Source organism: Nitrospiraceae bacterium (assembly GCA_021373015.1).
GTDB lineage: Bacteria > Nitrospirota > Thermodesulfovibrionia > Thermodesulfovibrionales > UBA1546 > JAJFTJ01.
In genome coordinates this window covers 53,002-76,467 of record JAJFTJ010000018.1, presented here as the reverse complement: position 1 = coordinate 76,467, position 23,466 = coordinate 53,002, and the positions used below count along the sequence as shown (strand labels likewise).

At 38.5% G+C, this 23,466-nt stretch carries 22 protein-coding genes and 1 pseudogene; 13 read left to right on the top strand and 10 right to left on the bottom strand.

The window, feature by feature from the left end; all coding sequences use genetic code 11:
* Positions 1 to 193: 193 nt before the first annotated feature.
* The 6 genes from LLF28_07565 to argH form a co-directional block, all read right to left on the bottom strand.
* Complete coding sequence (locus LLF28_07565) at positions 194 to 1,309, bottom strand: branched-chain amino acid ABC transporter substrate-binding protein (protein ID MCE5195284.1); 1,116 nt, start codon at positions 1,307 to 1,309, stop codon at positions 194 to 196.
* A gap of 66 nt (positions 1,310 to 1,375) precedes the next feature.
* Positions 1,376 to 1,990: a thiamine phosphate synthase gene (gene thiE, locus LLF28_07560; GenBank protein ID MCE5195283.1), complete on the bottom strand. Its 615-nt coding sequence runs from the start codon at positions 1,988 to 1,990 to the stop codon at positions 1,376 to 1,378.
* Positions 1,991 to 2,000: 10 nt separating this feature from the next.
* Positions 2,001 to 2,957, bottom strand: coding sequence for a diguanylate cyclase (locus LLF28_07555; GenBank protein MCE5195282.1), 957 nt, complete (start codon positions 2,955 to 2,957; stop codon positions 2,001 to 2,003).
* An 83-nt stretch (positions 2,958 to 3,040) separates the two neighbouring features.
* Positions 3,041 to 3,841: a 3-methyl-2-oxobutanoate hydroxymethyltransferase gene (gene panB, locus LLF28_07550; GenBank protein MCE5195281.1), complete on the bottom strand. Its 801-nt coding sequence runs from the start codon at positions 3,839 to 3,841 to the stop codon at positions 3,041 to 3,043.
* Between the two features lie 107 nt (positions 3,842 to 3,948).
* Positions 3,949 to 4,890: a hypothetical protein gene (locus tag LLF28_07545; protein ID MCE5195280.1), complete on the bottom strand. Its 942-nt coding sequence runs from the start codon at positions 4,888 to 4,890 to the stop codon at positions 3,949 to 3,951.
* Complete coding sequence (gene argH, locus LLF28_07540) at positions 4,887 to 6,260, bottom strand: argininosuccinate lyase (GenBank protein MCE5195279.1); 1,374 nt, start codon at positions 6,258 to 6,260, stop codon at positions 4,887 to 4,889. The genes LLF28_07545 and argH overlap by 4 nt, the downstream gene beginning before the upstream one ends.
* Before the next feature lie 122 nt (positions 6,261 to 6,382).
* Here argH and rpsO point away from each other — a divergent pair, with 122 nt between their 5' ends.
* The 7 genes from rpsO (at position 6,383) to LLF28_07505 (ending at position 14,495) form a co-directional block, all read left to right on the top strand.
* Entirely contained in the window at positions 6,383 to 6,652 is a 270-nt protein-coding gene (rpsO, locus tag LLF28_07535) for a 30S ribosomal protein S15 (GenBank protein MCE5195278.1), read from the top strand.
* Positions 6,653 to 6,663: 11 nt separating this feature from the next.
* Complete coding sequence (gene pnp, locus LLF28_07530) at positions 6,664 to 8,760, top strand: polyribonucleotide nucleotidyltransferase (protein ID MCE5195277.1); 2,097 nt, start codon at positions 6,664 to 6,666, stop codon at positions 8,758 to 8,760.
* Positions 8,761 to 8,832: 72 nt separating this feature from the next.
* The gene (locus LLF28_07525; GenBank protein MCE5195276.1) at positions 8,833 to 10,080 is read left to right on the top strand and encodes an insulinase family protein; all 1,248 of its coding nucleotides are present in this window, start codon (positions 8,833 to 8,835) and stop codon (positions 10,078 to 10,080) included.
* A gap of 157 nt (positions 10,081 to 10,237) precedes the next feature.
* Positions 10,238 to 11,896, top strand: a complete 1,659-nt coding sequence (locus LLF28_07520) for a phosphoenolpyruvate carboxykinase (ATP) (protein MCE5195275.1) — start codon at positions 10,238 to 10,240, stop codon at positions 11,894 to 11,896.
* A gap of 13 nt (positions 11,897 to 11,909) precedes the next feature.
* Positions 11,910 to 12,578, top strand: a complete 669-nt coding sequence (locus tag LLF28_07515) for a site-2 protease family protein (protein ID MCE5195274.1) — start codon at positions 11,910 to 11,912, stop codon at positions 12,576 to 12,578.
* A gap of 134 nt (positions 12,579 to 12,712) precedes the next feature.
* Positions 12,713 to 13,702, top strand: coding sequence for a tryptophan--tRNA ligase (trpS, locus tag LLF28_07510; protein MCE5195273.1), 990 nt, complete (start codon positions 12,713 to 12,715; stop codon positions 13,700 to 13,702).
* Entirely contained in the window at positions 13,695 to 14,495 is an 801-nt protein-coding gene (locus LLF28_07505) for a DUF1460 domain-containing protein (protein MCE5195272.1), read from the top strand. The genes trpS and LLF28_07505 overlap by 8 nt, the downstream gene beginning before the upstream one ends.
* Before the next feature lie 40 nt (positions 14,496 to 14,535).
* On the opposite strand, the gene LLF28_07500 is transcribed toward LLF28_07505, so the two are convergent.
* Positions 14,536 to 14,634: an AURKAIP1/COX24 domain-containing protein gene (locus tag LLF28_07500; protein MCE5195271.1), complete on the bottom strand. Its 99-nt coding sequence runs from the start codon at positions 14,632 to 14,634 to the stop codon at positions 14,536 to 14,538.
* 437 nt (positions 14,635 to 15,071) lie between these two features.
* On the opposite strand from LLF28_07500, the pseudogene LLF28_07495 reads away from it, so the two are divergent.
* A pseudogene (locus LLF28_07495) lies at positions 15,072 to 15,167 on the top strand (prepilin-type N-terminal cleavage/methylation domain-containing protein).
* A gap of 694 nt (positions 15,168 to 15,861) precedes the next feature.
* Positions 15,862 to 16,377 carry a prepilin-type N-terminal cleavage/methylation domain-containing protein gene (locus LLF28_07490; GenBank protein ID MCE5195270.1) on the top strand — a complete coding sequence of 172 codons (516 nt, stop codon included), beginning with the start codon at positions 15,862 to 15,864 and terminating at the stop codon, positions 16,375 to 16,377.
* Positions 16,378 to 16,544: 167 nt separating this feature from the next.
* On the opposite strand, the gene LLF28_07485 is transcribed toward LLF28_07490, so the two are convergent.
* A complete protein-coding gene (locus LLF28_07485; protein ID MCE5195269.1) occupies positions 16,545 to 17,534 on the bottom strand; it encodes an SDR family NAD(P)-dependent oxidoreductase in 990 nt (329 codons plus the stop codon).
* An 84-nt stretch (positions 17,535 to 17,618) separates the two neighbouring features.
* Here LLF28_07485 and LLF28_07480 point away from each other — a divergent pair, with 84 nt between their 5' ends.
* From LLF28_07480 to rfbD, 4 genes are read left to right on the top strand one after another with little or no spacing between them, the layout of a single operon-like run.
* Positions 17,619 to 18,692, top strand: coding sequence for a glucose-1-phosphate thymidylyltransferase (locus LLF28_07480; protein ID MCE5195268.1), 1,074 nt, complete (start codon positions 17,619 to 17,621; stop codon positions 18,690 to 18,692).
* A gap of 1 nt (position 18,693) precedes the next feature.
* Positions 18,694 to 19,152 carry a dTDP-4-dehydrorhamnose 3,5-epimerase family protein gene (locus LLF28_07475; GenBank protein ID MCE5195267.1) on the top strand — a complete coding sequence of 153 codons (459 nt, stop codon included), beginning with the start codon at positions 18,694 to 18,696 and terminating at the stop codon, positions 19,150 to 19,152.
* 9 nt (positions 19,153 to 19,161) lie between these two features.
* On the top strand, positions 19,162 to 20,163 hold the full coding sequence (rfbB, locus tag LLF28_07470) for a dTDP-glucose 4,6-dehydratase (GenBank protein MCE5195266.1): 1,002 nt from the start codon (positions 19,162 to 19,164) through the stop codon (positions 20,161 to 20,163).
* Positions 20,160 to 21,005 (top strand): dTDP-4-dehydrorhamnose reductase, encoded by an 846-nt coding sequence (gene rfbD / locus LLF28_07465; protein ID MCE5195265.1) that lies wholly within the window; start codon positions 20,160 to 20,162, stop codon positions 21,003 to 21,005. Before rfbB ends, rfbD begins: the two co-directional genes overlap by 4 nt.
* Positions 21,006 to 21,018: 13 nt before the next feature.
* Here rfbD and LLF28_07460 read toward each other — a convergent pair whose 3' ends face one another.
* Together LLF28_07460 and LLF28_07455 are read right to left on the bottom strand one after the other, a co-directional pair.
* Positions 21,019 to 22,254, bottom strand: a complete 1,236-nt coding sequence (locus tag LLF28_07460; protein MCE5195264.1) for an O-antigen ligase family protein — start codon at positions 22,252 to 22,254, stop codon at positions 21,019 to 21,021.
* 28 nt (positions 22,255 to 22,282) lie between these two features.
* The gene (locus tag LLF28_07455) at positions 22,283 to 23,368 is read right to left on the bottom strand and encodes a glycosyltransferase family 4 protein (protein ID MCE5195263.1); all 1,086 of its coding nucleotides are present in this window, start codon (positions 23,366 to 23,368) and stop codon (positions 22,283 to 22,285) included.
* Positions 23,369 to 23,466 lie beyond the last annotated feature (98 nt).

The following is a 23,466-nucleotide window of genomic DNA, read 5'->3' as shown; positions in this document are numbered from 1 at the left end:
TGGGCGGCGGTCTCTGATTTCGGCCTTTGCCCTTCCAAACGCCTACGAGGTTAGCTGACGGGCTCGGGAATGGAAGTTCCCTATTCTTTCGAAATACGCCCCATGCTCTATGGGTCCCCCGCATCCACTAAATGGATTTAGGCTGCTTTTATTTTTTAGAATATAGTATTAAAAATCAAATTGTCAATCTTTTTTACGGTTTCCAGAGTTCTTCGAATTTGCCGTTTTTTGTGATCCAAACAACAAAAGGAGATTCGGTAACGTCGCCTTTCGAGTCGAATTTAATCTTTCCCAACGCGCCGCTGAAATTCATTGAGCGAAGTTTTTCTATCACTTTCTTTTTTTCTGTTGTGCCTGTCTCTTTTATAGCGTTCAATAATATATTTGCCGCGTCATATGCATAGATTGAATAAGGTCCGATGGGTCCATATTTTTTTTCATAGTCGTCGACGAATTTTTTTGCTGATGGGATTTTTCTCGCATCGGGGCTGAATGTGAGATATGTGCCTTCGGCTGCTGATACCCCTGCTATTTCTATAAATTTTGGGTCTATTGTTCCGTCTCCGCTCATAAAAGGCGCTTTTATGCCGAGTTCTTTTGCCTGTCTTACAAGAAGACCTGCTTCAACATATATCCCGCCAAAAAATATAAGTTCTGGATTCCTGCTTTTTATAGTAGTTAAAATACTCTTGAAATCTTTGTCTCCCTGAACGATCCCTCCGTAATATACAATCTCTATTTTATTGCCGATTGATTTTTTGAATTCGTCTGCCAGTCCCTGCCCGTATGTTGTTTTGTCATGTATCACAGCGGCTTTTTTGATATTTAATTTTTTAAGCGTGAACTCTGCTCCAACTTTTCCCTGTTGGTCATCTCTGCCGCATACCCTGAAAACATTTATATATCCTTTTTCTGTCAGCTTTGGATTCGTAGAGCCGGGAGATATCATCGGAATCCCTGCTCGGTTATAAATATCTGATGCTGGAATTGAACAGTTTGAATTAAAATGCCCTATTACCCCCGCAACTTCCTCATTCACCAGTTTGTTTGCGACTGAAACTGCCTGTTTGGGGTCATGCTGGTCATCCTGTACAATTATCACGATTTTCTTTCCAAATATTCCGCCTTTTTCATTCCATTCTTTTACTGCAAGCTCAATTCCGTTTTTGAAATCAGTTCCCATTTTCGCCTGATCTCCTGTCATGGGGCCGGCAACGCCGATCTTTATTGAATCCTCTTTTTTCTGGCATGCAAAAAAAATAAAGATGATGGTCAATAATATGATTGAATTGAAGATTAATTTTTTCATGTGATTCTCCTTATTGTTCATTGGGTATCTAAGTATATTTTAATGAGAGAATTTTAGATTAAGAGATTATTTTTTGTAAAGTAGATTAAGAAAGGATTTAATGTTTTCAGTTATGTCACCGTGCAGGATTGCAGATGCAACTGCAACAGCATCGGCGCCTGCATCAAGAACGGACATTAAGTTATCGAGATTTATTCCGCCTATTGCAATAACAGGTATTCTTACAAGTTTTTTAACTTCTCTCAGCGATTCGGTTCCTTTTGGGGCGCCTGCTTCTTTGGTGAATGTGCGGAATATCGGCCCGAATCCAATATAATCTGCACCATATTCTTCAGCTTTCAGTGCTTGATGAATATTATGAGTGGATATCCCTATTATTTTTTTTTTGCCGAGGATATTCCGTGCCTCTTTTATAGGGAAGTCGTCTTGCCCAAGATGGACTCCGTCGGCATTTACTGCAGATGCAATGTCAACATGGTCATTTATTATAAGTTTTACGTCGAACTTTTCAGTGAATTTTCTGAGTTCTAGAGCTTCATTATAGATATCTCGTCTGCTTTTTTCTTTTTCCCTGTATTGAATGCATTTTATTCCTGACTTTAATGCAATAGAGACAATTTCTTTTGTGGCGAGATCGGATAATTTTCTGTCAGTTATGAGATATAAGCCGCCGAGATACATCGTTCAGTTTTTACGCCATCTCTATTCTGTTGCGGCCTTTCTTTTTTGCAGCGTACATCGCAAAATCTGCTGCAAGAACAATCTTTTCCTCATCGGTCATTTTTATATTAGGATCTGGGATGCCTGCAACTCCGATGCTGATAGTCACATGTTCATGCGGGATATCAGGGAATAAATGGCTGCTCATCCCTTTTAATATCCTGTTGGCAGGGGACATTGCATCTTCCTTTTTTGTATCTGGAAGCAGCATTATAAATTCCTCGCCTCCCCATCTTGCAACAGTATCGATTTCTCTCGCTGAAGATTTTATAATCTCATATGTTTCCTTGAGAACGGCATCTCCTGAATGATGTCCGAATGTGTCATTTATCTTCTTGAAATGATCGATATCTAACATCATGCATGCCAGAGGCTTGTTATATCTTTGCACCTTAGCAAATTCCAGCTTAAGGACTTCCTCGAACTTTCTTCTGTTGTATGCGCCTGTGAGCATGTCTGTTGTAGACAGCAAATTGAGTTTGTTATTTACTGCTTCAAGCTGAAAATTTTTATCTTCGAGTTCCACATTCTTTTTCCTTAATTCGTCCTGAAGTGTTTTAGTCCTTAAACATGTGTATATTCTTGCATTTAATTCAATCTCACTGTACGGCTTTGGAAGATAATCGTCAGCGCCTGCCTGAAACCCTGCTATTTTGTCAGTTACAGCGCCTTTAACAGTGAGCATTATTATTGGAATGCTACAGCTTTTTTCATTGCTTTTCATCCATCGGCAGACCTCGTTTCCGCTGATGTCAGGAAGGATTACATCAAGAAGAACAATGTCAATTTTTTCAGTTGTTACTGCCTTTAGCGCGGATTTGCCATTTTGAACCCAGAGAACCTCGTAACCTGTTTTTTCCAGATAGTCTTTTACAAATGCCCCTTGGGTATTGCTGTCTTCTACAAGAAGAATTTTAGCTTTTGCCATACTTGCTCACAGTCTATCATTTTAAAAATTTTTCTACAAATTTCAAAACCCTGCAAAGAATACAATTAATATTGGTTGCCTATTTATTTGAAACTCTGGGCATCCGAAGGGAATATGCCTTTTTCTACCTCTTCCTTGTAAGCCTTTACAGCATTAAGCGCCTCTGTTTTCAGGTCAGCATAGCGTTTGACGAACTTAGGTGTGAATCTTTCAAAGAGTCCTAATACATCATGGATCACTAAAACCTGTCCATCGCAATACGGCCCTCCGCCTATTCCAATAGTAGGGATGGAAAGCTCATCAGTCATTTTCTTTGCTAGATCCATTGGAATTGCTTCCATCACGAGGGAGAAAGCGCCTGCATCTTCAATAATATGCGCCTCTTCTATAAGTTTTTTCTGGGTTTTTTCGGTCTTGCCCTGGACTTTATATCCTCCAAATTTATGTATTGATTGCGGTGTCAGTCCTATATGAGCCATAACAGGGATGTCTGATTTGGTCATTGCCTTGATTTTGTCTGCAACCTCAGCTCCGCCCTCGATTTTGATTGCAGATGCTCCGCCTTCTTTTATAAATCTTCCCGCATTTCTTACAGCATCTTCGATACTTGCCTGATATGACATAAAAGGCATATCACCAATTACCATTGCATTATTTACAGCTCGCGAAACCATCTTGGTGTGATATATCATCTCGTCCATTGTGACTGGGAGTGTATTTTCAAATCCCTGAACAACCATCCCCAGGGAATCTCCAACAAGTATTGCATCAATCCCTGCTTCATCAACAATCTGTGCAAATGGAAAGTCATATGCAGTGAGCATGGTAATCTTCTTTTTTTCAGCTTTTTTTTTCAAAAAATCCTGGATAGTAACCTTTTGCATATGCTCCTTATATGTTCATTTTCTTGTCTAAAGTTTATTGGCTGTCTTTAATTATTTAATAGTCTTATCGGAACTTTTATATTGTATTTGAATTTATTAATTATAAACTAAAAATCAACGGTTATTATCTGGGACGGTTCGCTTTCTTTAACCGGACCAACAGCAGTTATTTTATATAGCTGTTTATTTCCCGCTTTTTCCCTGTCAACAAAAACAGGAGTGACAGGTTCGCTGATCACTTTGAATCCCTCATTGTGAATTTTGCGGTAGACTCTGTATTTTGTAACCCAGGGTTCCGGATTTTCCTTCCATGTAAGGATAACCTTTTCGTCAGCCTTTACTGTTTTAATGCCGGCAGGCTTTGATGGAATATAATCTGAAGGACTGACCTCTATCTCAACAGATGCCATGCTCTCATCCCTTACGGGTTTGCCAAAGCTGCTTCTGACTGTGTAATAAACAGTTCTGTTGAACTCGGGAGCTGCTGCAAATGACGGCGAATCCAGAGGAGAAGTGTTTAACGGATAAAAACCGTATTTTCCTTTTTCATAGCTTTTGTAAACATTATAAATAATTTCTTTCCCTGTATTTTCCCATGTTATCTCAATCGTGCTGTTGCCTATGAAAAAGGATATGTTTCTGGGCGCTGGTGCCGGTTCCAAAGGTTTTATCTCTATTGTTTCAGAGTCATTGCTCAAGACCTCTTTTACTGTCTGAGCAACTATCTTGTATCTGTATGTATTGCCTGTTTTAAAATCTTTATCTATGTAAGAGGTTTCATCTTTTGATAAATTTGCTATTGTGTCGAAATCTATTCTGTCTGACTTAAGTATATAAAATTCCTTGAGATTGCTTTTTTTGGGATAAGACCATGTTAAGACAATAGTGTCTTCTCTATGAACTGCCTTAACATTTTCCGGCGGAACAGGTTTCTCGTATGCCTTTAGCGTAGGCGGAGTCTTCTTGCCGCACGAGACAATAACAAGACAAAAAACAAAGAGCAGCAAACAAGCTGTTATTTTTGTTAGTGAAATATTTGGAATTTTCATTTTACGATCTGCTTGAATTTCTTTATCTGCTTTATTACCTCTGAAGGAGAAGTCCCGCCTTTTGATTTCCTTGCTTTCACAGAGGCCTTTGCACTGATAAATGAATATATGTCCTTTCCAATTTTTGAAGAGAATTTTTTCAGGTCATTCAGACTAATATCTTTAAGCTGCTTTTTTGTTTTTATTGCATTAAGCACAATCTTTCCTGTTATCTCATGAGCCTCCCTGAAAGGTACGCCTTTTTTAACAAGATATTCCGCGATATCTGTTGCAGTCGAATATCCTTTTTCAGATGCCTCAAGCATTGTTTTCGTCATAAATTTTATTTTGGGCATCATCTCTGCAAGAACTGTAAGGCATGACTTAACAGTATCTACTGTATCAAATACAGGAACCTTATCTTCCTGCATATCCCTGTTATAAGACAGAGGCAGACCCTTCATAACAGTGAATATTGAGAGCATGCTGCCATATACCCTCCCTGTTTTCCCCCTTATGAGTTCGGATACATCGGGATTTTTTTTCTGAGGCATTATGCTCGAACCCGTAGTAAAGGAATCAGACAACTCAATAAAAGAAAACTCTTCTGTTGACCAGAGTATATTTTCTTCTGAGAGCCTTGAAAGGTGCATCATTAAAATCGCTGAATCTGTCAGAAAATCAATGACAAAATCCCTGTCAGACACAGCATCAATGCTGTTTTCTGCTAATGCCTTAAATCCGAGCAATTTTGCAGTATATGTTCTGTCTATTGGAAGTGTTGTTCCTGCAAGAGCACAGGAGCCAAGAGGCATAACATTCACCCTGTTAAGCGTTTCTTCAAAACGTGTTTTATCCCTCTGGAGCATCTCCATATATGCAAGAAGATAGTGTGAAAGCAGGACAGGCTGCGCCCTTTGCATATGCGTATATCCGGGCATTATAACGTCCAGATATTTTTCTGCCATTACAAGCATCTTAATTTGCAGATTCTTTATTAAAAAGATTATTGTCTTAATCTCATCCCTTAGATAAAGCCTCAGATCCAGAGCGACCTGATCATTTCTGGAACGTGCAGTATGCAGTTTTTTCCCTGCAGAGCCGATTTTTTTAGTAAGGGCTGATTCAATATTCATATGAATATCTTCAAGCTCTTTTTTGAACCTGAACTTGCCGGAGGCTATTTCTTTTGCTATTAATTCAAGCCCCTTGATAATATTTGCGGATTCCTTGGCAGATATTATTTGCTGTTTGGCCAGCATCTTTGCATGGGCAATATCACCCTCTATATCGTATTGCCAGAGCCTCCAGTCAAACGAGATCGATTCTGTGAATGACTCCACGATTTTTGATGTGCTGCCTGTGAACCTTCCAGCCCATGGTTTTTTCATGATGAACTAAGGATAAAATTTTAAACAGATACTGTCAAGGGCTGAGTGTTTCTTTACATAAGTCAAGCTCTTGTGGTATTCTTATAACCTCAATTAGAAAGAAAGGAAAGGTAGGTAAATTTATGCCTCTCAAAAAAGAAAAGAAAACCCAAATAATTACAGAGTACAAGACGCATGAAAAAGATACAGGTTCCACAGAGGTTCAGCTGGCTATTTTAAGCGAGAGGATAACCTATTTAACAGAGCACTTCAGGACCCACAAGGGTGATCATCATTCCCGTCGTGGTCTTCTTCAGCTTGTTGGGCAGAGGAAAAAACTGCTCGACTATCTTAAATCTTCAAGTAAGGACCGCTATACAAAAGTAATCGAACGTCTTGGACTCAGAAAGTAGAAAGAGGATTAATGACAAAATTAGAAGTTGATATTAAAGGGCAATTTTTATCTATTGAAACAGGTGAGATAGCCAAGCAGTCAGATGGAGCAGTTGTACTAAGATATGGTGAAACAGTTGTACTTGCAACGGTGGTTGCATCAAAGAGGACAGACAAGGTATTTGATTTTTTCCCGCTCACAATCGATTATCAGGAAAAGGCCTACTCAGCAGGAAAGATCCCGGGAGGATTTTTCAAAAGAGAGGGCAGGCCAAGTGAAAAAGAGATTTTATCCTCCCGTCTTATTGACAGACCTATAAGGCCTTTATTCCCGGAAGAATTCTGTTCTGATACACAGGGAATAGCAGCTGTGCTTTCATACGGAAGTGAGAATGTATCTGATATCCTCGGGATAATCGGCATATCGACTGCTTTGATGATATCTGATATCCCATTTTCAGGTCCTGTTGCTGCTGTAAGAATAGGAAGGCTAGATGAGAAATTCATTATAAATCCTGATTTTGCCGAATTGGAAAATCTTGATATGAATCTTGTTGTAGCAGGCACAGAAAGTTCGGTATTGATGGTAGAAGGCGAGTGTTCAGAACTGCCAGAGTCAGTGCTTATCAGCGCTATAGATCACGCTCACAAAGAGATAAAAAGAATTGCCGCTGTTCAGCATGAACTGAAAAAATTGGTTGGAAAAGAAAAAAGGACGCTGACTAAGATAGAGGTTAATGAAGAATTAAAAAAGAAGATCGAGACCCATACGATTCAGAGACTTAAGGAAGCAGTAAGCATCCCCGGCAAGCTGAGGAGACAGGAAGAAATAGACCTTATCATTGCTGAGACGATAAAACAATTCAATACAGAGGAAAAAGACATCTCCAAGGATATAACGAACATATTTTATGATATTGAAAAGACACTTGTCAGGAATATGATAATAGAAAAAGGAATAAGAACTGACGGCAGAAAACCTGATGAGATAAGACATATAAGCGCAAGAGTAGGATTGCTTCCAAGGGCTCATGGTTCAGCGCTTTTTGTAAGAGGAGAGACACAGGCGCTTGCTGTAGTAACGCTCGGCACTGCAGACGATGAACAGAAGATTGATGCTCTTGAAGGTGAAAAATATAAATCGTTTATGCTTCATTATAATTTTCCTCCTTTCAGCGTAGGAGAGGTTAAGCCTCTTCGTTCGCCAGGCAGAAGAGAAATAGGACACGGGGCATTGGCTGAACGAGCGCTTAAGGCGGTCCTGCCTTCAAAAGAAAAATTCCCTTACACAATAAGAATTGTTTCAGACATATTTGAATCTAACGGTTCATCTTCAATGGCAACTGTCTGCGGCGGGATACTTGCATTAATGGATGCAGGTGTGCCGATAGAAGCGCCAGTTGCAGGCATTGCAATGGGGCTTATTCAGGAAGGCAGCAAGAATATTGTACTGACAGACATACTGGGACTTGAAGATCATCTAGGTGACATGGATTTTAAAGTTACAGGCACTGAGAAAGGCATAACTGCTTTCCAGCTTGATGTCAAAACAGGAGGACTGGATATTCCGCTTATGGAGAAAGCCCTGGAACAAGCAAGAAAAGGGAGGCTTCATATCCTTGGTAAGATAAAAGAAGTAATGTCAACACACAGGGAACAGCTTGCTCCTTATGCGCCTAGAATCTACACCATGCAGATCAAGCAGGATAAGATAAGGGATGTTATAGGAACAGGCGGCAAGGTTATCAGAGGGATAATAGAGCAGACAGGCGTGAAAATAGATATAAATGACAGCGGTGTTATAAATATAGCGTCTTCAGATGAGACTTCTGCACAAAAGGCTATAGACATAATAAACGGGATTATTGCTGAGGCAGAGCTTAACAAGATATACCTTGGCAAGGTTAAGAGGATTGTTGATTTCGGCGCATTTGTCGAGATAATTCCCGGCGCCGGTGTTGAAGGCCTTCTTCATATTTCCCAGATTGATGAAAAGAGGATTGCAAAAGTCACTGATGTTCTGCAAGAGGGCGATGAGGTTCTCGTAAAAGTAATTGAGATTGATAAAACCGGGAAAGTACGCCTTAGCAGAAAAGAAGCCATGCGCGAAAGCGCTAAGAAGTCCTGATACCCTTAAAAAAGGTATGAAATCTCCCTTTAGTTGTTTGTAACTCAGACTTCGTATTGGTACAATTTAATCATGTATAAAAAAGCAAATCTGGAAAATGGCGTCACTGTTGTTATGGAGCAGATAAGAAATGTACGCTCCGTAACACTGGGCATATGGGTAAAGGTTGGCTCAAGGAACGAATCATCCGCTAAAAACGGTGTTTCTCATTTTCTCGAACATATGTTTTTCAAAGGGACACAGAAGCGCAGTGCAAAGGATATTGCTATTGACACAGACTGCCTTGGCGGAGATCTCAACGCATTCACATCAAGAGAAAGTACAACTTTCTATGTAAAGGTTCTTGACGAGCATTTTGAAAGAGGTGTAGAACTCCTGACTGATATATTTCTCCACTCCACATTCCCTGAACAAGATGTAGAAAAAGAAAAGGGGATAATAAAAGAAGAGATAAAGATGGTCGAAGACACTCCTGATGAGTATATACATGATCTCTTTAACGAGCAGATATGGGGTGATGAAGGGATAGGCCAGTCCATACTTGGGAAAAGAGAGACGATAAAGACATTCAAGAGAGAAGATCTCATAAGCCATATAAGAAAATACTATGGAACAAAGGACATTGTTATTGCGTGCGCCGGTAATTTTGAAGTTGATAAGCTGTTAGATGTTTTGAATAAGAGCCTTGGATCTTTGAGAAGGGGTTCAGAACCTGACAAAGGTTCAACGCCTGTGTTCAGAAAAGGGATTAAGGTTTTTAATAAAGATCTGGCAGAAGCCCATATCTGTGCAGGTGTTGAAGGCATTTCTCAGTCAAGCAATGAAAGATATGTGCTGTTTCTTCTTAATACGATATTCGGCGCCGGCATAAGCTCAAGGCTCTTTCAGGAAATAAGAGAGAAGAGAGGACTTGTCTATTCAGTGCATTCTTATATTTCATCTTATTTGGATACAGGCATGTGGGCAGTTTATGCAGGGACAGGCAGAAAGAAGGTTGTTGAGGTTATAGACATAATTCTGAAAGAGATAAAAGGACTTGCAGACACTGTAACAGAAACCGAACTGCAAAGGTCAAAAGACCAGCTAAAGGGGAATATCATTCTTGCGCTTGAATCAACCAGTGGAAGGATGCAGAACATTGCAAGGCAAGAGATTTATTACGGCAAATATTATTCACCCTCAGAAATAATCAAAAAGATAAATTCAGTAAGTCTAAACGCTGTAAAAGATCTGTCGCAACGGCTTACGATGTCGGGGAATACTGCAATCTCAGTTCTTGGGCCTGTTGATGAGAATGAGCTTAACGGTATCCTGATTTAAATCCATTCTATTTTTCAACTACATCAGTTCTCTTCAGGCAAAAAAACTTGACTTTAGATTCCAAAACAATTAAAGTCTCATTTAATTTAGATAAAATCACGGCGGTTTTTTAGTCAGGCTTTTATGCCTATTTACTGACAACAGGAGTTAGATAACAATGTCAACAAAACACAAAGTGCCGACCTCTTCATGGAGGGCTTTAATTGAGAGTGCATTTTATGCAAACTCAGTAAGAAAGACAACAATGGCTGAGTTGTATAAACTCTCTGTTAAACAGCCTGAAGTTGTTGTCACTTCCCATCCGATGTACAAGCCTGAGGTCTTTGGTCTGCCAAAGGATGCAAAAGTGCTTATATCAAATGACGGCGGCATTGTTGGACGCACTGCAAGGGCAAGACGCCTTGTCAGGGAAATGGGCAAAGAGAGAGACAAATATCTTTCAATACTCGGTGATGCGATATTTAATTTCAACCGTGAACACGGACTCTGGCTTGAAGGAATTATCGGACTTCACCCTGATTTTATGGTAAAAGCAAATCTGCTCAGCCGCGAGACTGACGCAAAAAATATGCTTGATTGGGGAATAAATTTCACACCATGGATGAAACCATGGGATCAACTCTATGAAAAATCCCGTGTTATTGACGAACCGGACATAATGGTGTTTGCTGACGCTGAATGGTCGCACCCTGATTTCCCGAATGGTCTTGTGATAATTGATGAGGCGCAGAACTGCATTGCAATACTGGGACTCAGATATTTTGGAGAAAGAAAAAAAGGAACGCTTACGCTTGTATGGACAATTGGAGTAAGACAGAACATGGTAGCATGCCACGGCGGAATTAAGAAGATAGGAGACAATCCTCCTGTTGCTGTATTCGGACTCTCTGGTTCAGGCAAATCATCGATCACAAACAGCCATGACCACGGAGGAACCTTAAAAAAGAATGAAAGGGTAACTGTAATTCATGATGATGCTTTTCTGATTGATCTTGAAAATAATTTTACAGTAGCGCTTGAACAGGGCCTCTTTGATAAGACAGATGCTGTTAAGTTCAATGACCCCGACCTTGAATATTTTTATTCAGCGCAAAATGTCGGCACTACAATGCTTGACGGAAGAAAACTTATGGTGTGCGAGGATGTAAGAAATGATAATGGCAGGTGCCTGAAATCAAGGGATATGTTCAACCATTCTGATTACTGTGAGCAGCCCGGCATGGTGATATGGCTTCAAAAAGACACAAGCCTTCCTCCGATATGCAGAGTCGATTCAGTAGGGCTTTCAGTTGCAATGGGAGCTTCTCTGAGCACTCTGCGAGCAAAAGGCGTTGAGAATGTTGATCCAAAGGAATTAGAGAAACTTGTTATAGAGCCTTTTGCAAATCCTTTCAGGGTTCATCCTCTAACTGTGGATTGTCAGCAGTTCAAAAAACTATTCAAGCTTGGAACTAAATGCTATATCATGAATACGCATGCATTCGGTCTTCCCGGAAAACTTATAGATATACCAAAAGAACTTTCACTCATGATTGTCACAGAGCTTGTAAGAGGAAATATCGGGTGGAAAGAATGGAAAGAATTTGAAGGACTATCTGTTCCAAAAAACGGAAATGAGTTATTTGGATCTGATTATGACAAAAAATATATGCCGCCAGGAGAGTCTGATTTCATATATTATCTGCGCGACAGGATGCAGGACCGTATAACCTATCTCTCAAACAAGAGAGACATAGAACAAGACATGGAAAGCGCTTTTATAGATCCTATTGTTGTTGCAAGGACAGTGATCGACAAGATACTGCATCCGATTTAATCAGGTAACCGTCTTGGATATTTCGATTGTTTTAAGAGAACTAGCTGTATCAGCGATCCCGATCCTGATTGCAATAACCTTTCATGAAATTTCACATGGTTTCATTGCTGACAAACTTGGCGATCCGACAGCCAGAATGACAGGAAGACTTACAATAAATCCTCTTGCTCACATAGATATATTCGGGACGATCATTCTTCCTATTCTGCTTATTGTGACAACAAAAGGACAGTTTGTTTTCGGATATGCCAAACCTGTTCCTATTAATCCAATGAATTTCAGGAACCCAAAAAGAGATATGGCATTATCAGCTGCGGCCGGACCAGCTACTAATTTACTGCTTGCAGTACTCAGCCTGCTTCTTCTTAAATTCTTAATTGCGCCTTTGCAAGGTGTTTTTTCAGAAGAGATCGTATCAAGCATTCTTCAGCCGATTGCGCTTATGCTCAAGTCGAGCATTATAATAAATATCGTGCTCGCTGTATTTAATATGATACCGATACCTCCGCTTGACGGCGGCAGGGTTTTTGTTGGGATACTACCTTACAAGCATGCAATATCATTCAGCAGGATAGAACCGTTTGGAATGATAATAGTGCTTGTTCTTATTGCAACAGGCATTGCTGACTATTTCGTAATCCCGTTAGTAAGATTCTTTCTGGAATTTTTAAGCGTTTTCTAACCTTATTTTAAAAATAAGCATTATTTTTTTGTTGTCTGCGGACGCTGTTAAAAATCCGAGATTGACAGCCTGCCATTGATACATGAATAATATACCAAATGTAATTTGATATCTTCGGGAGGTCATGTTCACTTATGAATCAAAAAGAAAGAGTTCTCAGCGGTATGCAGCCGAGTGGAAAGCTTCACATAGGCAATCTTGTCGGAGCTCTTCAGAATTGGGTCAGGATTCAGGATAAATATGAATGTTTTTATTTTGTTGCAGACTGGCATGCGCTGACAACCGGATATTCGGATTCAGCATCAATAAAGGAGTCGACTGAGGATCTGCTGCTGAATTTTATTGCAGCAGGGCTTGATCCTGATAAATGCACTATATTCATACAATCAAAGATTCTTCAGCATGCAGAGCTTCATCTCCTGCTTTCTATGATAACGCCGCTTGGATGGTTAGAGAGAGTTCCTACTTATAAAGAGAAACAGCAGGAACTAAAGGAAAAAGATCTTTCTACTTACGGCTTCTTAGGGTATCCGCTTCTTCAGACAGCGGACATAATAATTTACAGGGCAAAGTATGTGCCTGTTGGCGTTGATCAGGTTCCGCATCTGGAGATATCGCGTGAAATTGCAAGAAGATTTAATTATATCTATAAAGAAGTATTTCCGGAACCAGAGGCTCTTCTTACCTCATTTCCAAAAGTACCCGGAGTTGACGGCAGGAAGATGTCTAAGAGTTATGAAAATGCGATCTATCTTTCTGATCCGCCTAAAGTTGTTGAAGAAAAACTGCTTACAATGATAACCGACCCTGCAAGAAAACGCAGAACTGACAAAGGCAATCCTGAGCTTTCGCCTGTTTTTCAGCTGCACAAGATATTCTCTTCACAGCAGGAGATGGATGAAGTTGCAGAAGGCTGCCGCACTGCGGGCATTGGCTGTATTGACTGCAAGAGGGTACTGTTAAAAAATATTTTTAAAGTTCTTGAACCAATATGGGCGAAGCGGGCAGAACTTTTGGCAACCCCCGGTATTTTAAGACAGGCTGCTGAGAAAGGCACTGAAAAAGCCGCAAAAGCAGCAGAAGAGACAATGCGTATGGTTCGGGAGGCAATGCGTTTTGGTTAAAATAGTATCGAGTAATTTTTCAAAACACAGTCTGAAATATATCTTCCTGATAATCCTGGGTTTTTTTATTTTGCAGGCATCATCATCTTATGCTTTTTTTTCTGATAAAGAGATCGAGTTTTTGCAAAAGGAGTTTTCTCAGAAACTGCTTAATGAAAGAATTGCTCTCTGGGCCGAAAAATTCATAGGCACTCCTTATGACACAGATCCATTGGGCCAGTATGTAACAAAAAAAGTAATTGTTTCAGATGATAGCGTTGACTGCATGTATCTTGTCTTCAGGGTTCTTGAGCTTGCACTTTCCCAGACGCCGCAGCAGGCTGTTGAAACAGCTATGGAAAAAAGATTCACAACAATAGGTGTTCTTGATAAATACGGCAAAGTTGCCAACTACGAAGAGAGATACGCATATGGCGAAGATATGATTGACAGCGGCAAATGGGGCAAAGAGATAACAGAAAACATTGGAAGGACGATTGGCATCAAAGGTTCAAGAGGAAGAGACAGGGTAAAAATAGTTTTGAAAAAGGAATTAATGGAAAAACTGGATAAATTTCCTGATACCAAATCCCTTAAAGACGGAGATATTATATTTTTTGTAAAAGCGATCGAAAAAAGAATTAGTGATGAGATCGTAGGTCACATGGGCATCATTAAAAAAGAAAAAGACGGAATATATCTTATCCATGCAAATGGGATTAAGAATAAGAATGGCAGTGTAAAAAAGGTAAGGCTTTATGATTATCTTAAAACCACGTCTTTTATAGGTTTAAGGATAAGCAGATTCGAATAAACTTGCAGCCCTTTTTTGTTCCGCCCGCTGCTAAATGAAATTATTTATTTGCTCTTCTTTGGTGTTTTGTTTTCTTGAGCAATTTTTTATGTTTGTGCTTGCTCATTTTTTTCTTACGCCACTTTACAACGCTGCCCACTCAGTCACCTCCAGTAATTTTTTTTATTTTATCCTTTGAATACTGTTTATTCAGGGAAACTGCTTAAAAAGCGTATTCATAATAACAGACAAGCCATTTTTTAGCAAGAGTTTGGGAAAAAGCTGTTTAGAAAAATATGTGGGCAGCATAAACCAGATTCTTTTAAAAGCTTAAGTTTGGATTTGACTTTTCTAGTTATTGGAGTACAATTTAGATTCATTGGTTACAAAGTGATTGACAAAAATAGCTGGCGATGACAAATTATGGCAATTGTTTTATATAAGTACCTTAATAGTAAATATAACAAATTGATTTTATTGAAAATTTTATGTATGATTTCTGGTATGGAAAGTGCTTTATTATTATAGATTTATTTAAAAATGGTCTTTGACCATAAAATCTGAAAGGAGGAAATTATGTTTAAAGTGATTCAAAAGATGAAAGTAAGAGATGGAAGAGGTTTTACCCTGATAGAATTGCTGATAGTTGTGGCAATTATCGGAATTCTAGCTGCAATAGCAGTTCCTGCATATCTTGGTCAGCAGAAAAAAGCTAAATGGCGTGCTTTGCTAGCCACTGCTGACGGTGCAATGAAACAAGGTAGCGCAGCGCTTAATGACTTTGCAAAGCTTGATCCAATTATTTTAATGTCAGATCCTTCAACCAGATTGTGCTTTGCGCACAATTCTAAACAGAATGTAGACACTAATGCTGATGGGGTTCCTGAAACTGCGGTTTGCACAGCAAAATTTCCAGGCATGGTTAATGATGCATTGTATGCTGTTGGCGTGAATGCACCGAATGTTGTTCATGGTATTGCAAACGGTATTGCTGCAGAAGCATGTGGAACTCTTGCAGCAGGAACTAATTTAGAAGCTACTGCGCCACTTGCAGTTGCACCCTTTGGCGGTTTACTTAAATTAAGCCCATATACAGAAGCAAAGTGTGTTTTTAGTGTACAAGCAGCACCGTACGTTGTTGCAGCTACAGAAGTTGGTCAGGTTGTGCTTGAATATAATGAAGCTTCAAAAAGCATTAGAGTAATTGCTATTGAAGATAGAGGCGATGGAAACATAGGGGAAACAAAAGTATTGACATCTGCTGCTGAATAATAGGATTTGATGTTTTTTTAAGGGCAGAGAAAAACTCTGCCCTTAAATTTTTTTATGCAAATGTGTTATTGCTCTTTTTTTTTGTATATTTTATAATCTGTACATGCGAAAAATTATGAATAAAAAAGGATTCACGCTAGTTGAACTTTTAATAACAATAGCTATTTTAGCAATTCTCGTAGGAATAGCTGTTCCAACTTATCTTGGCCAGCAAAGAAAAGCTGCAATGACTGAGGCCGTGTCTAAGCTCCAGAATCTAAGGCTTCTTGAAGAGCAGTTTTATGCTGAGAATGGAAGATATGCGCCTGGAGCAACTTGTAATGGGATAGTTACTGTTTCGCCTTCATTCTACAACATAAATTTCGATACCCTAACTAATCCTAATTCTCCTTCAAACATTATTGTATGTCTCAGAGGTTTCAGGCCAGGAAATGCAGTAGATCTGTATTATGATTATACAATTTATAACCCCGCCCAACTATTAAACAGTGGGACATGTGCTAGCGCTGGCAATGACCCTAATGCTCCAGCAGGAGCGAGTTTTACGGCATGCGCTATGCCTAAAGCAGGCACTATTGTAGCTAACTCCGCAGCATTGTGGATAAATGACAGGAATCAGAATAATTTCTGAAAACACTATGATTCAATTTTTAAACTCTCTTTAAAGAAAAATGGAAACTCTTTTATTTGATTTTCTTTCTGATATTAAACAAACTATTTTTTAGAAAAAATACAATATTATTTACCTCATTATTTGCCTCGATTTATCATCTAGTAGAAATACAAAAATATTAAAATTTAATTTTTAAGTTTATTTAAAAACTCTTTATTCTTCAAATACCATTGGACTGTTTTTTCTATTCCTTGTTCGATAGAAACAGCTGGTTTCCAACCCAATCGGGTTTTTGATTTTTCTATGTCAGCCCATGTTGCAGGCACATCAGCAGGATGAAGCGGCAGCCACTCTATCTTTGCTTTCTTACTGAGATTTTTTTCTATCAAATTTATTACGTACATGAGTTCTACGGGATTGTCATTCCCAAGATTAAATATTTCATAACCAGATGGTCGAGACGACTCGCAGCCGAGCTTTAGGCATTTAATTGTGCCGTCAGCAATATCATCTATATATGTAAAGTCTCTCTTTTGTTTCCCGTCTCCAAAAACAGGGATGGATTTACCATTATCAATGTTTTTAATGAATTTAAATATGCTCATGTCCGGTCTTCCTGCAGGACCATATACGGTGAAATATCTGGGAATGCTTATATCAATCTTATGAAGATAATTATAGCTGTAACAAAGCGCCTCGGCTCCTTTTTTTGCTGCAGAATAGGGCGCAAGAGGTTTATCAGTTTTGCTGTCTTCTTTAAACGGCATATCATTGAGTCCGTAAATGCTGGAGGTGGAGGCGAGCACGAATTTTTTTATCCCAAAATCTTTACAGCATTCCAGAAGATTAAGCGTCCCCTTGATGTTTGTATCAAGATATACCCATGGGTTTTCAACAGATGCTCTTACACCTGCTCTGGCGGCAAGATTAATAACAGCATTAATTTTATTTTCTGAAAATGCTCTTTTTATTTTTTTATAATCAACGATGTCATATTTATAGAACTCAAAGTTTTTTTTATCTATTAATTTCTGAAGACGCCATTTTTTCAGCCTCGGATCATAATAGTCATTCATGTTGTCAATTCCAATTACTTGATGACCGTTTTCGATGAGTTTTTCTGAAACCTTCCAGCCGATGAATCCCGCGCATCCTGTAATCAGGATTGTCTGCATTTAACCTCCAAGTGACATTAAAAAAAATTTTGTAATGCGATTTGCTATAATACAACAAACTTTTTAAAAAAGTTAAATGAATCTATGAAAATGAAAGCTCTAATATTAAGCGGCGGTAAAGGCACGAGGCTCAGGCCTCTTACGCATACTACTGCTAAGCAGCTTGTTCCTGTGGCTAATAAGCCTATCCTAAGCTATGTTCTTAGTAATATAAGTGAAGCTGGGATTGAAGATATAGGGATAATAATATCTCCTGAAACCGGCAATGAAGTTAAGGAATATGTTGGAGACGGCAGTAAATGGAACAGCAGGATAACCTATTTGATTCAGGATAACCCTGCAGGACTTGCCCATGCAGTTAAAATAGCAAAAAATTTTCTTCAAAATAATAATTTTGTTATGTATCTGGGAGACAACCTCCTGTCGCATGGTCTTAAAGGTGCAATAAAGGAGTTCAGAGAGAAGAAATGCGAGGCACGGATTTTTTTAAAAGAGGTTGAAAACCCAAAACAATTTGGCGTGGCTGAACTTGACAAACAAGGCAATATAATTAGATTAATCGAAAAACCTGATAATCCGCCTTCGAATCTTGCCCTTGTAGGCGTTTACATTTTTAGTTCGAAAATCCATGAAGCCATAGACAAAATTAAACCTTCTTTACGAGGGGAACTTGAAATAACAGATGCAATTCAAAAACTAATAGATATGAATTGCAATGTGACGAGCGAGATCTTAAATGGATGGTGGCTGGATACAGGGAAAAAAGACGATATACTTCATGCAAATGCTGTTGTTCTGGATGAGTATGTAAAAAGAGAGATTGAGGGCAAGGTTAATGAAAAAAGCAAAATTATCGGCAGAGTCAAGATTGAGAAAGGGGCTCAAATAGAAAACTCTACTGTCAGGGGTCCTGTTATTATAGGAAATAACGCAGTGATTAAAGATTCATTCATAGGTCCTTTCACAAGTATTGCTGAAAATGTGACTATTACAAATTCTTCTGTTGAGCATTCAGTGATTTTAAATAATGCTTTTTTATCTGGAATTGAGAGGCTGGAGGACAGCTTGATAGGCAAAAATGCAACAGTAGTTAAAAACTGCAAAGGACATAAAGGGTTGTGTTTAATGCTTGGAGATGATTCAGCTATCGAGGTATGAGGTGTTTAAAATCGGCGAAATAGACGGCGTAATTATAAAAAAAATAATTTTGCATAATGACAACAGAGGCTGGCTTGCAGAGCTTTTCAGAAAAGATGATCTGAATAATTACGGGCCGATGATGAGCTATATTTCTGTTACAAAACCAGGAATTGCCAGAGGACCACATGAACATACCTATCAAACAGATTATTTTTGTTTTTTAGGCAAAGCAAGGTTGTTTTTATGGGATAACAGAAAAGATTCGAAGACCTATATGAACAAGCAAGTTATTGAAAATGCCGACGGGCTTACTGTAATTGTGCCTCCCGGTATTGTACATGCATACAAAAATATCGATACTACAGACTGCTTAATAGTTAATTTTCCTGACAAGCTTTTTGCAGGATGGGGAAAAAAGGAAGCAATTGATGAGATTCGGCACGAAAACATGCCAGAGAGTCCATACAGATTGGAGTAAATAAAAGCAATGAAAATATTAGTAACAGGCGGCTGCGGATTTATCGGTTCTAATTTCATCAGATATATTTTAAAAAAATATCCTGATTATCGTGTTGTGAATTTAGATCTGCTGACTTACGCAGGAAATCCGCAGAACCTTTTAGAGATAGAGAAAAACGAACGATATTCATTTATACACGGCAGTATCGAAAAAAAAGAGCAAGTGCTGAAGGCTTTGGATGGAGTTGATTGTATTGTTAATTTCGCAGCAGAAACTCATGTTGACAGATCAATTGCCGATGCTAACCCTTTTTTAATGACTAATATAATCGGTACTTACACCCTTCTCGAGATTGCTATGAAAAAATCGATTAAGAAATTTGTTCATATATCAACGGATGAGGTTTATGGCAGTCTGGGGAAAAGCGGCAAATTTACAGAAGATATGCCACTCAAGCCGAATTCTCCTTATTCAGCATCCAAGGCTTCGGCAGACCTTTTGATAAGGGCTTTTTACGAAACCTACGCATTCCCGGTTGTTATAGTAAGACCGTCAAATAATTACGGATATTACCAGTATCCTGAAAAATTTATTCCCCTAATGATAACGAATCTTTTGCTTGACAGACCGATTCCTGTTTACGGAAAAGGAGATAATGTAAGAGACTGGCTTTTTGTGGAGGATAACTGCAGCGGCATCGATGCAATAATCCATAATCCGCAGGCAGGCGAGATATACAATATCGGCGGAAACAGCGAGGTAAAAAATATTGAACTTGCAAGGATGATTCTTAAGATTATGGGAAAGAGTGAAAGCTGGATTAATTTTGTGAATGACAGACCCGGGCATGACTATAGATATGCGCTTGATAATTCGAAAATAAAAAAAATGTATGGCTGGAGTCCAAGAGTAAAGATAGAGGAAGGAATTCTAAAGACTGTCCAATGGTATAAAGACAACAGGAACTGGTGGGGACCATTAAAGACCCGCCTTGAGATGGAGAGCAAGGGTTTCTGGGGAAAAAAATGAAGATACTGATCACCGGCGCAAGAGGCATGCTGGCGTCGGATTTAATCCCGCATTTAGAACAAGCCCATGATGTTATCCCGTTCTCTGAATTTGAACTTGATATAACCGATCTGGACATTTTATCTATTAAAGCAAAAGAGGCCAAACCTGAGTTGATAATAAACTGCGCTGCTTATACAAAAGTGGACGATGCGGAAAAAGAAAAGGATCTTGCCCTTAATGTAAACAATCTTGGCGCAAAAAATATCGCGTTGATATGCGCTGAAAGAAAAATTCCTTTATGCCATATCAGCACTGACTATGTTTTCGACGGAAATAAGAATGCTCCATACAGCATATATGATAAACCTAATCCTATTAATTTTTACGGAAGAACAAAACTTGAAGGCGAACAACATATCCAAAATATTCTGAAAGATTTTTATATTATAAGAACAAGCGGACTTTACGGCATACATGGCGCAAATTTTGTATCGACAATAATGAAGATTGCCAAAGTACAGTCCAATATAAAGGTGGTGTCTGATCAAATTACCGCTCCAACATCCACGCTTAGTTTAGCTCAGGGCATTAAAATTCTGATAGAAAGCAGTAAGTTTGGACTGTATCATCTGACTGATGACTCGAAAGACGGTATAAGCTGGTATGATTTTGCAAAAGAAATTATTTCGGAGGCAGGCATAAATTCATCTGTAATACCTATAAGCACTGAAGAATTTCCAAGACCAGCAAAACGTCCTAAATACTCAGTGCTTGCAAATGATTCGATTAAAAATACTGTTGATTTTCATCAGATACAGCGTAAGACTGCTTTGAAAAAATTTCTAGAAATAAGAACATAGGCTTATTATTCATCTACTGCTTTATTTTACCGAACCTGTTAGACATGAACATTCCTAATATTATCATAGCCAGCAAAGCGTGTTCCTGATACCATGGTGTGTTAAATGAACCTGCTATTATCGGGACGCTCAGGCTTCCAAAAGCAGACAACCAAATCCATTCTTGGCTGCATAATTTTCGGGTTTTTATAAGCTCAATAGCAATTATTACGATAAAAAAGAGGAATGAAAATAAGCCAAAAATCCCTTCCTCAACCAGCTTGTTAAGAAAAATATTGTGAGCATGAGGCAGCTTATTCCATGGAAGCTTTGCAGGTTCCTTAAGCTGAAGTTCTTCAGTTTTAATGCTCGAAAAATTACGCGGACCAATACCAAACAAAACAGAGTCGCCGAGCTTAATTCTTTCAATTGCAACTTTCCAGAAAAAAACTCTTACATTATCATTGGGATCAAGTTTTTGTGACCGTGCCATTTCAATGGTTTTTTCATAAAATCTTTTTTGCTTGAAACTATCCGGAGAATAAACTGCCATGAGAAAGGCTGCTGATAATAAGATTGCCAAAGCAAAAAATAACATTTTCTTTTTTAATAGGAGTATCGAAACAAGCAGTGTTATGGCTACAGCCAGAATCGATCCTCGGCTTGCCATAAAAACTAGAGTAAAAATCATAGCGGCAAATATAATTAACCATAAAATTTTATTTGATTTTATTGGGGCTTGAGAAAAACCCTGCGGTTTAGTCGCTAAAATTGAGAATGGAATCATTAGAGCTATTCCAAGATAAATTGAAGATTGGGTTACTATTCCAGCAGAATGAAATTCCAAATATTCTCTTACTCCTTTGTGCGTTTCGTAAATACCCCAAATTATTGCCAATAAGACGCCTGAAGTTATGCAGATTGCTGATATGTACTGCTGTTTTTTTGAGTAGTTGTTTTTATATATGAACCAAAAAATACTGCACCATAAGATTGTGTCATTAAGCCCCTTGAATTGATTTTTATATGGAATATTAATCAATGTGCTTACTAATGAAGAAACCAGCATTAAGAGCAGAGGTATTTCTATTAATGAAATTTTATTAAAAGGAGAATTTTTAGAAGTAAACTTTCTGCATATCCATGTTAATCCGAAAAGCACTGCTGCTATTGTTTTGGGGGATTCCATTGTAGGAATGACAAAAAGCAGGATACAAAGAAAAATGAATTCTATTTTTTCCAAAAAGTTATCAATATTTTCAAGCTTCAATTTTAACAACCTCCAGTTATTATAAAGTTTACTTAGCAATGATCGAGCTGTATAAGCTCTCAATTTTATCAAGCATTATCTCATCTGTATATTTCTCATGTACAAGTCTTATTCCATTCTGCCCCAATCTATTTCTCAGCTCAGAATTATTTAAAAGTTTAATTACAGCTTCAGATAAACTTGATGGGTCTCTGGGCTCTACAGACAATCCGGTTTCCCCGTTAATTATAACCTCATTTATAGCTTTGATGTTGCTTGCAATAACAGCCTTCCCCATAGACAGAGCCTGAAGAATAGATTGAGGAACCCCTTCATTTGAATATGAAGGATGAGCAATGATATCCAGCGATGCAATTATCTCTGGGATGTCTTCTCTGTGCCCAAGCATGATAACATTATCATTAAGTGAGAGAGTGATTATCAAGTTTTTTATATTATTTAGTTGAGGCCCGCTGCCTGCTATGTAAAATTTAGTGTTGGGAACTGCTTTCAAAATAGCAGGTATTGACTCAAGGAAATACCTGTGTCCTTTCCAACTCCTTAAAACACCTATCATACCAACGGAAAAATCGTTTTTTTTGTTAAAAGACGGCTTTACTTTTTCCGGATCAAACCGATCAATATTAATGCCTGTCGGAATGGAAACGATTTTTAAAGGATTAAATTTATTGTTTTGAACCATCTGTCTTCTTATTTCTTCGCCAGTTGTAATAACAGCATCAGGCAGAATATTGTAAAGGAAACGGCTGAGAAAAGACCTGCTCACAGGAGTAGATAAATGGCGTGTTCTTATCAAGACTGGTTTTTTTGTTAAGAATTGGATTCCTGCTGATGCTGCCCAACTGTCTTTTGAACTGTGAGTATTGATTATTTGAGGGCTGAATTTTTTTATTATACGAACAAATTTTACTAATGAAAAAGGATTGGCTTTGCTGAAATCAGAATGATAAACCTCAAGTCCTGATTCTTTTGCCTTTTTGTAGATACAGCTCCATTCAGGCGCAGCTATTGCAACATGACTGCCTCTGCGAATCATTCCCAGAGACTCCTGCAGGATTCGTATCTCCTGCCCCCCCCATCCTGTTGATGCTTCTGTGTGAAGAATTTTTAACATTGGATACCCATTATTTATTATCAAATAATTTTTTATAGAAATTGTTTTATGTATAAAACCAGCCTGTGCTTAATTTTACAGGCTAAAATCTGACAAGG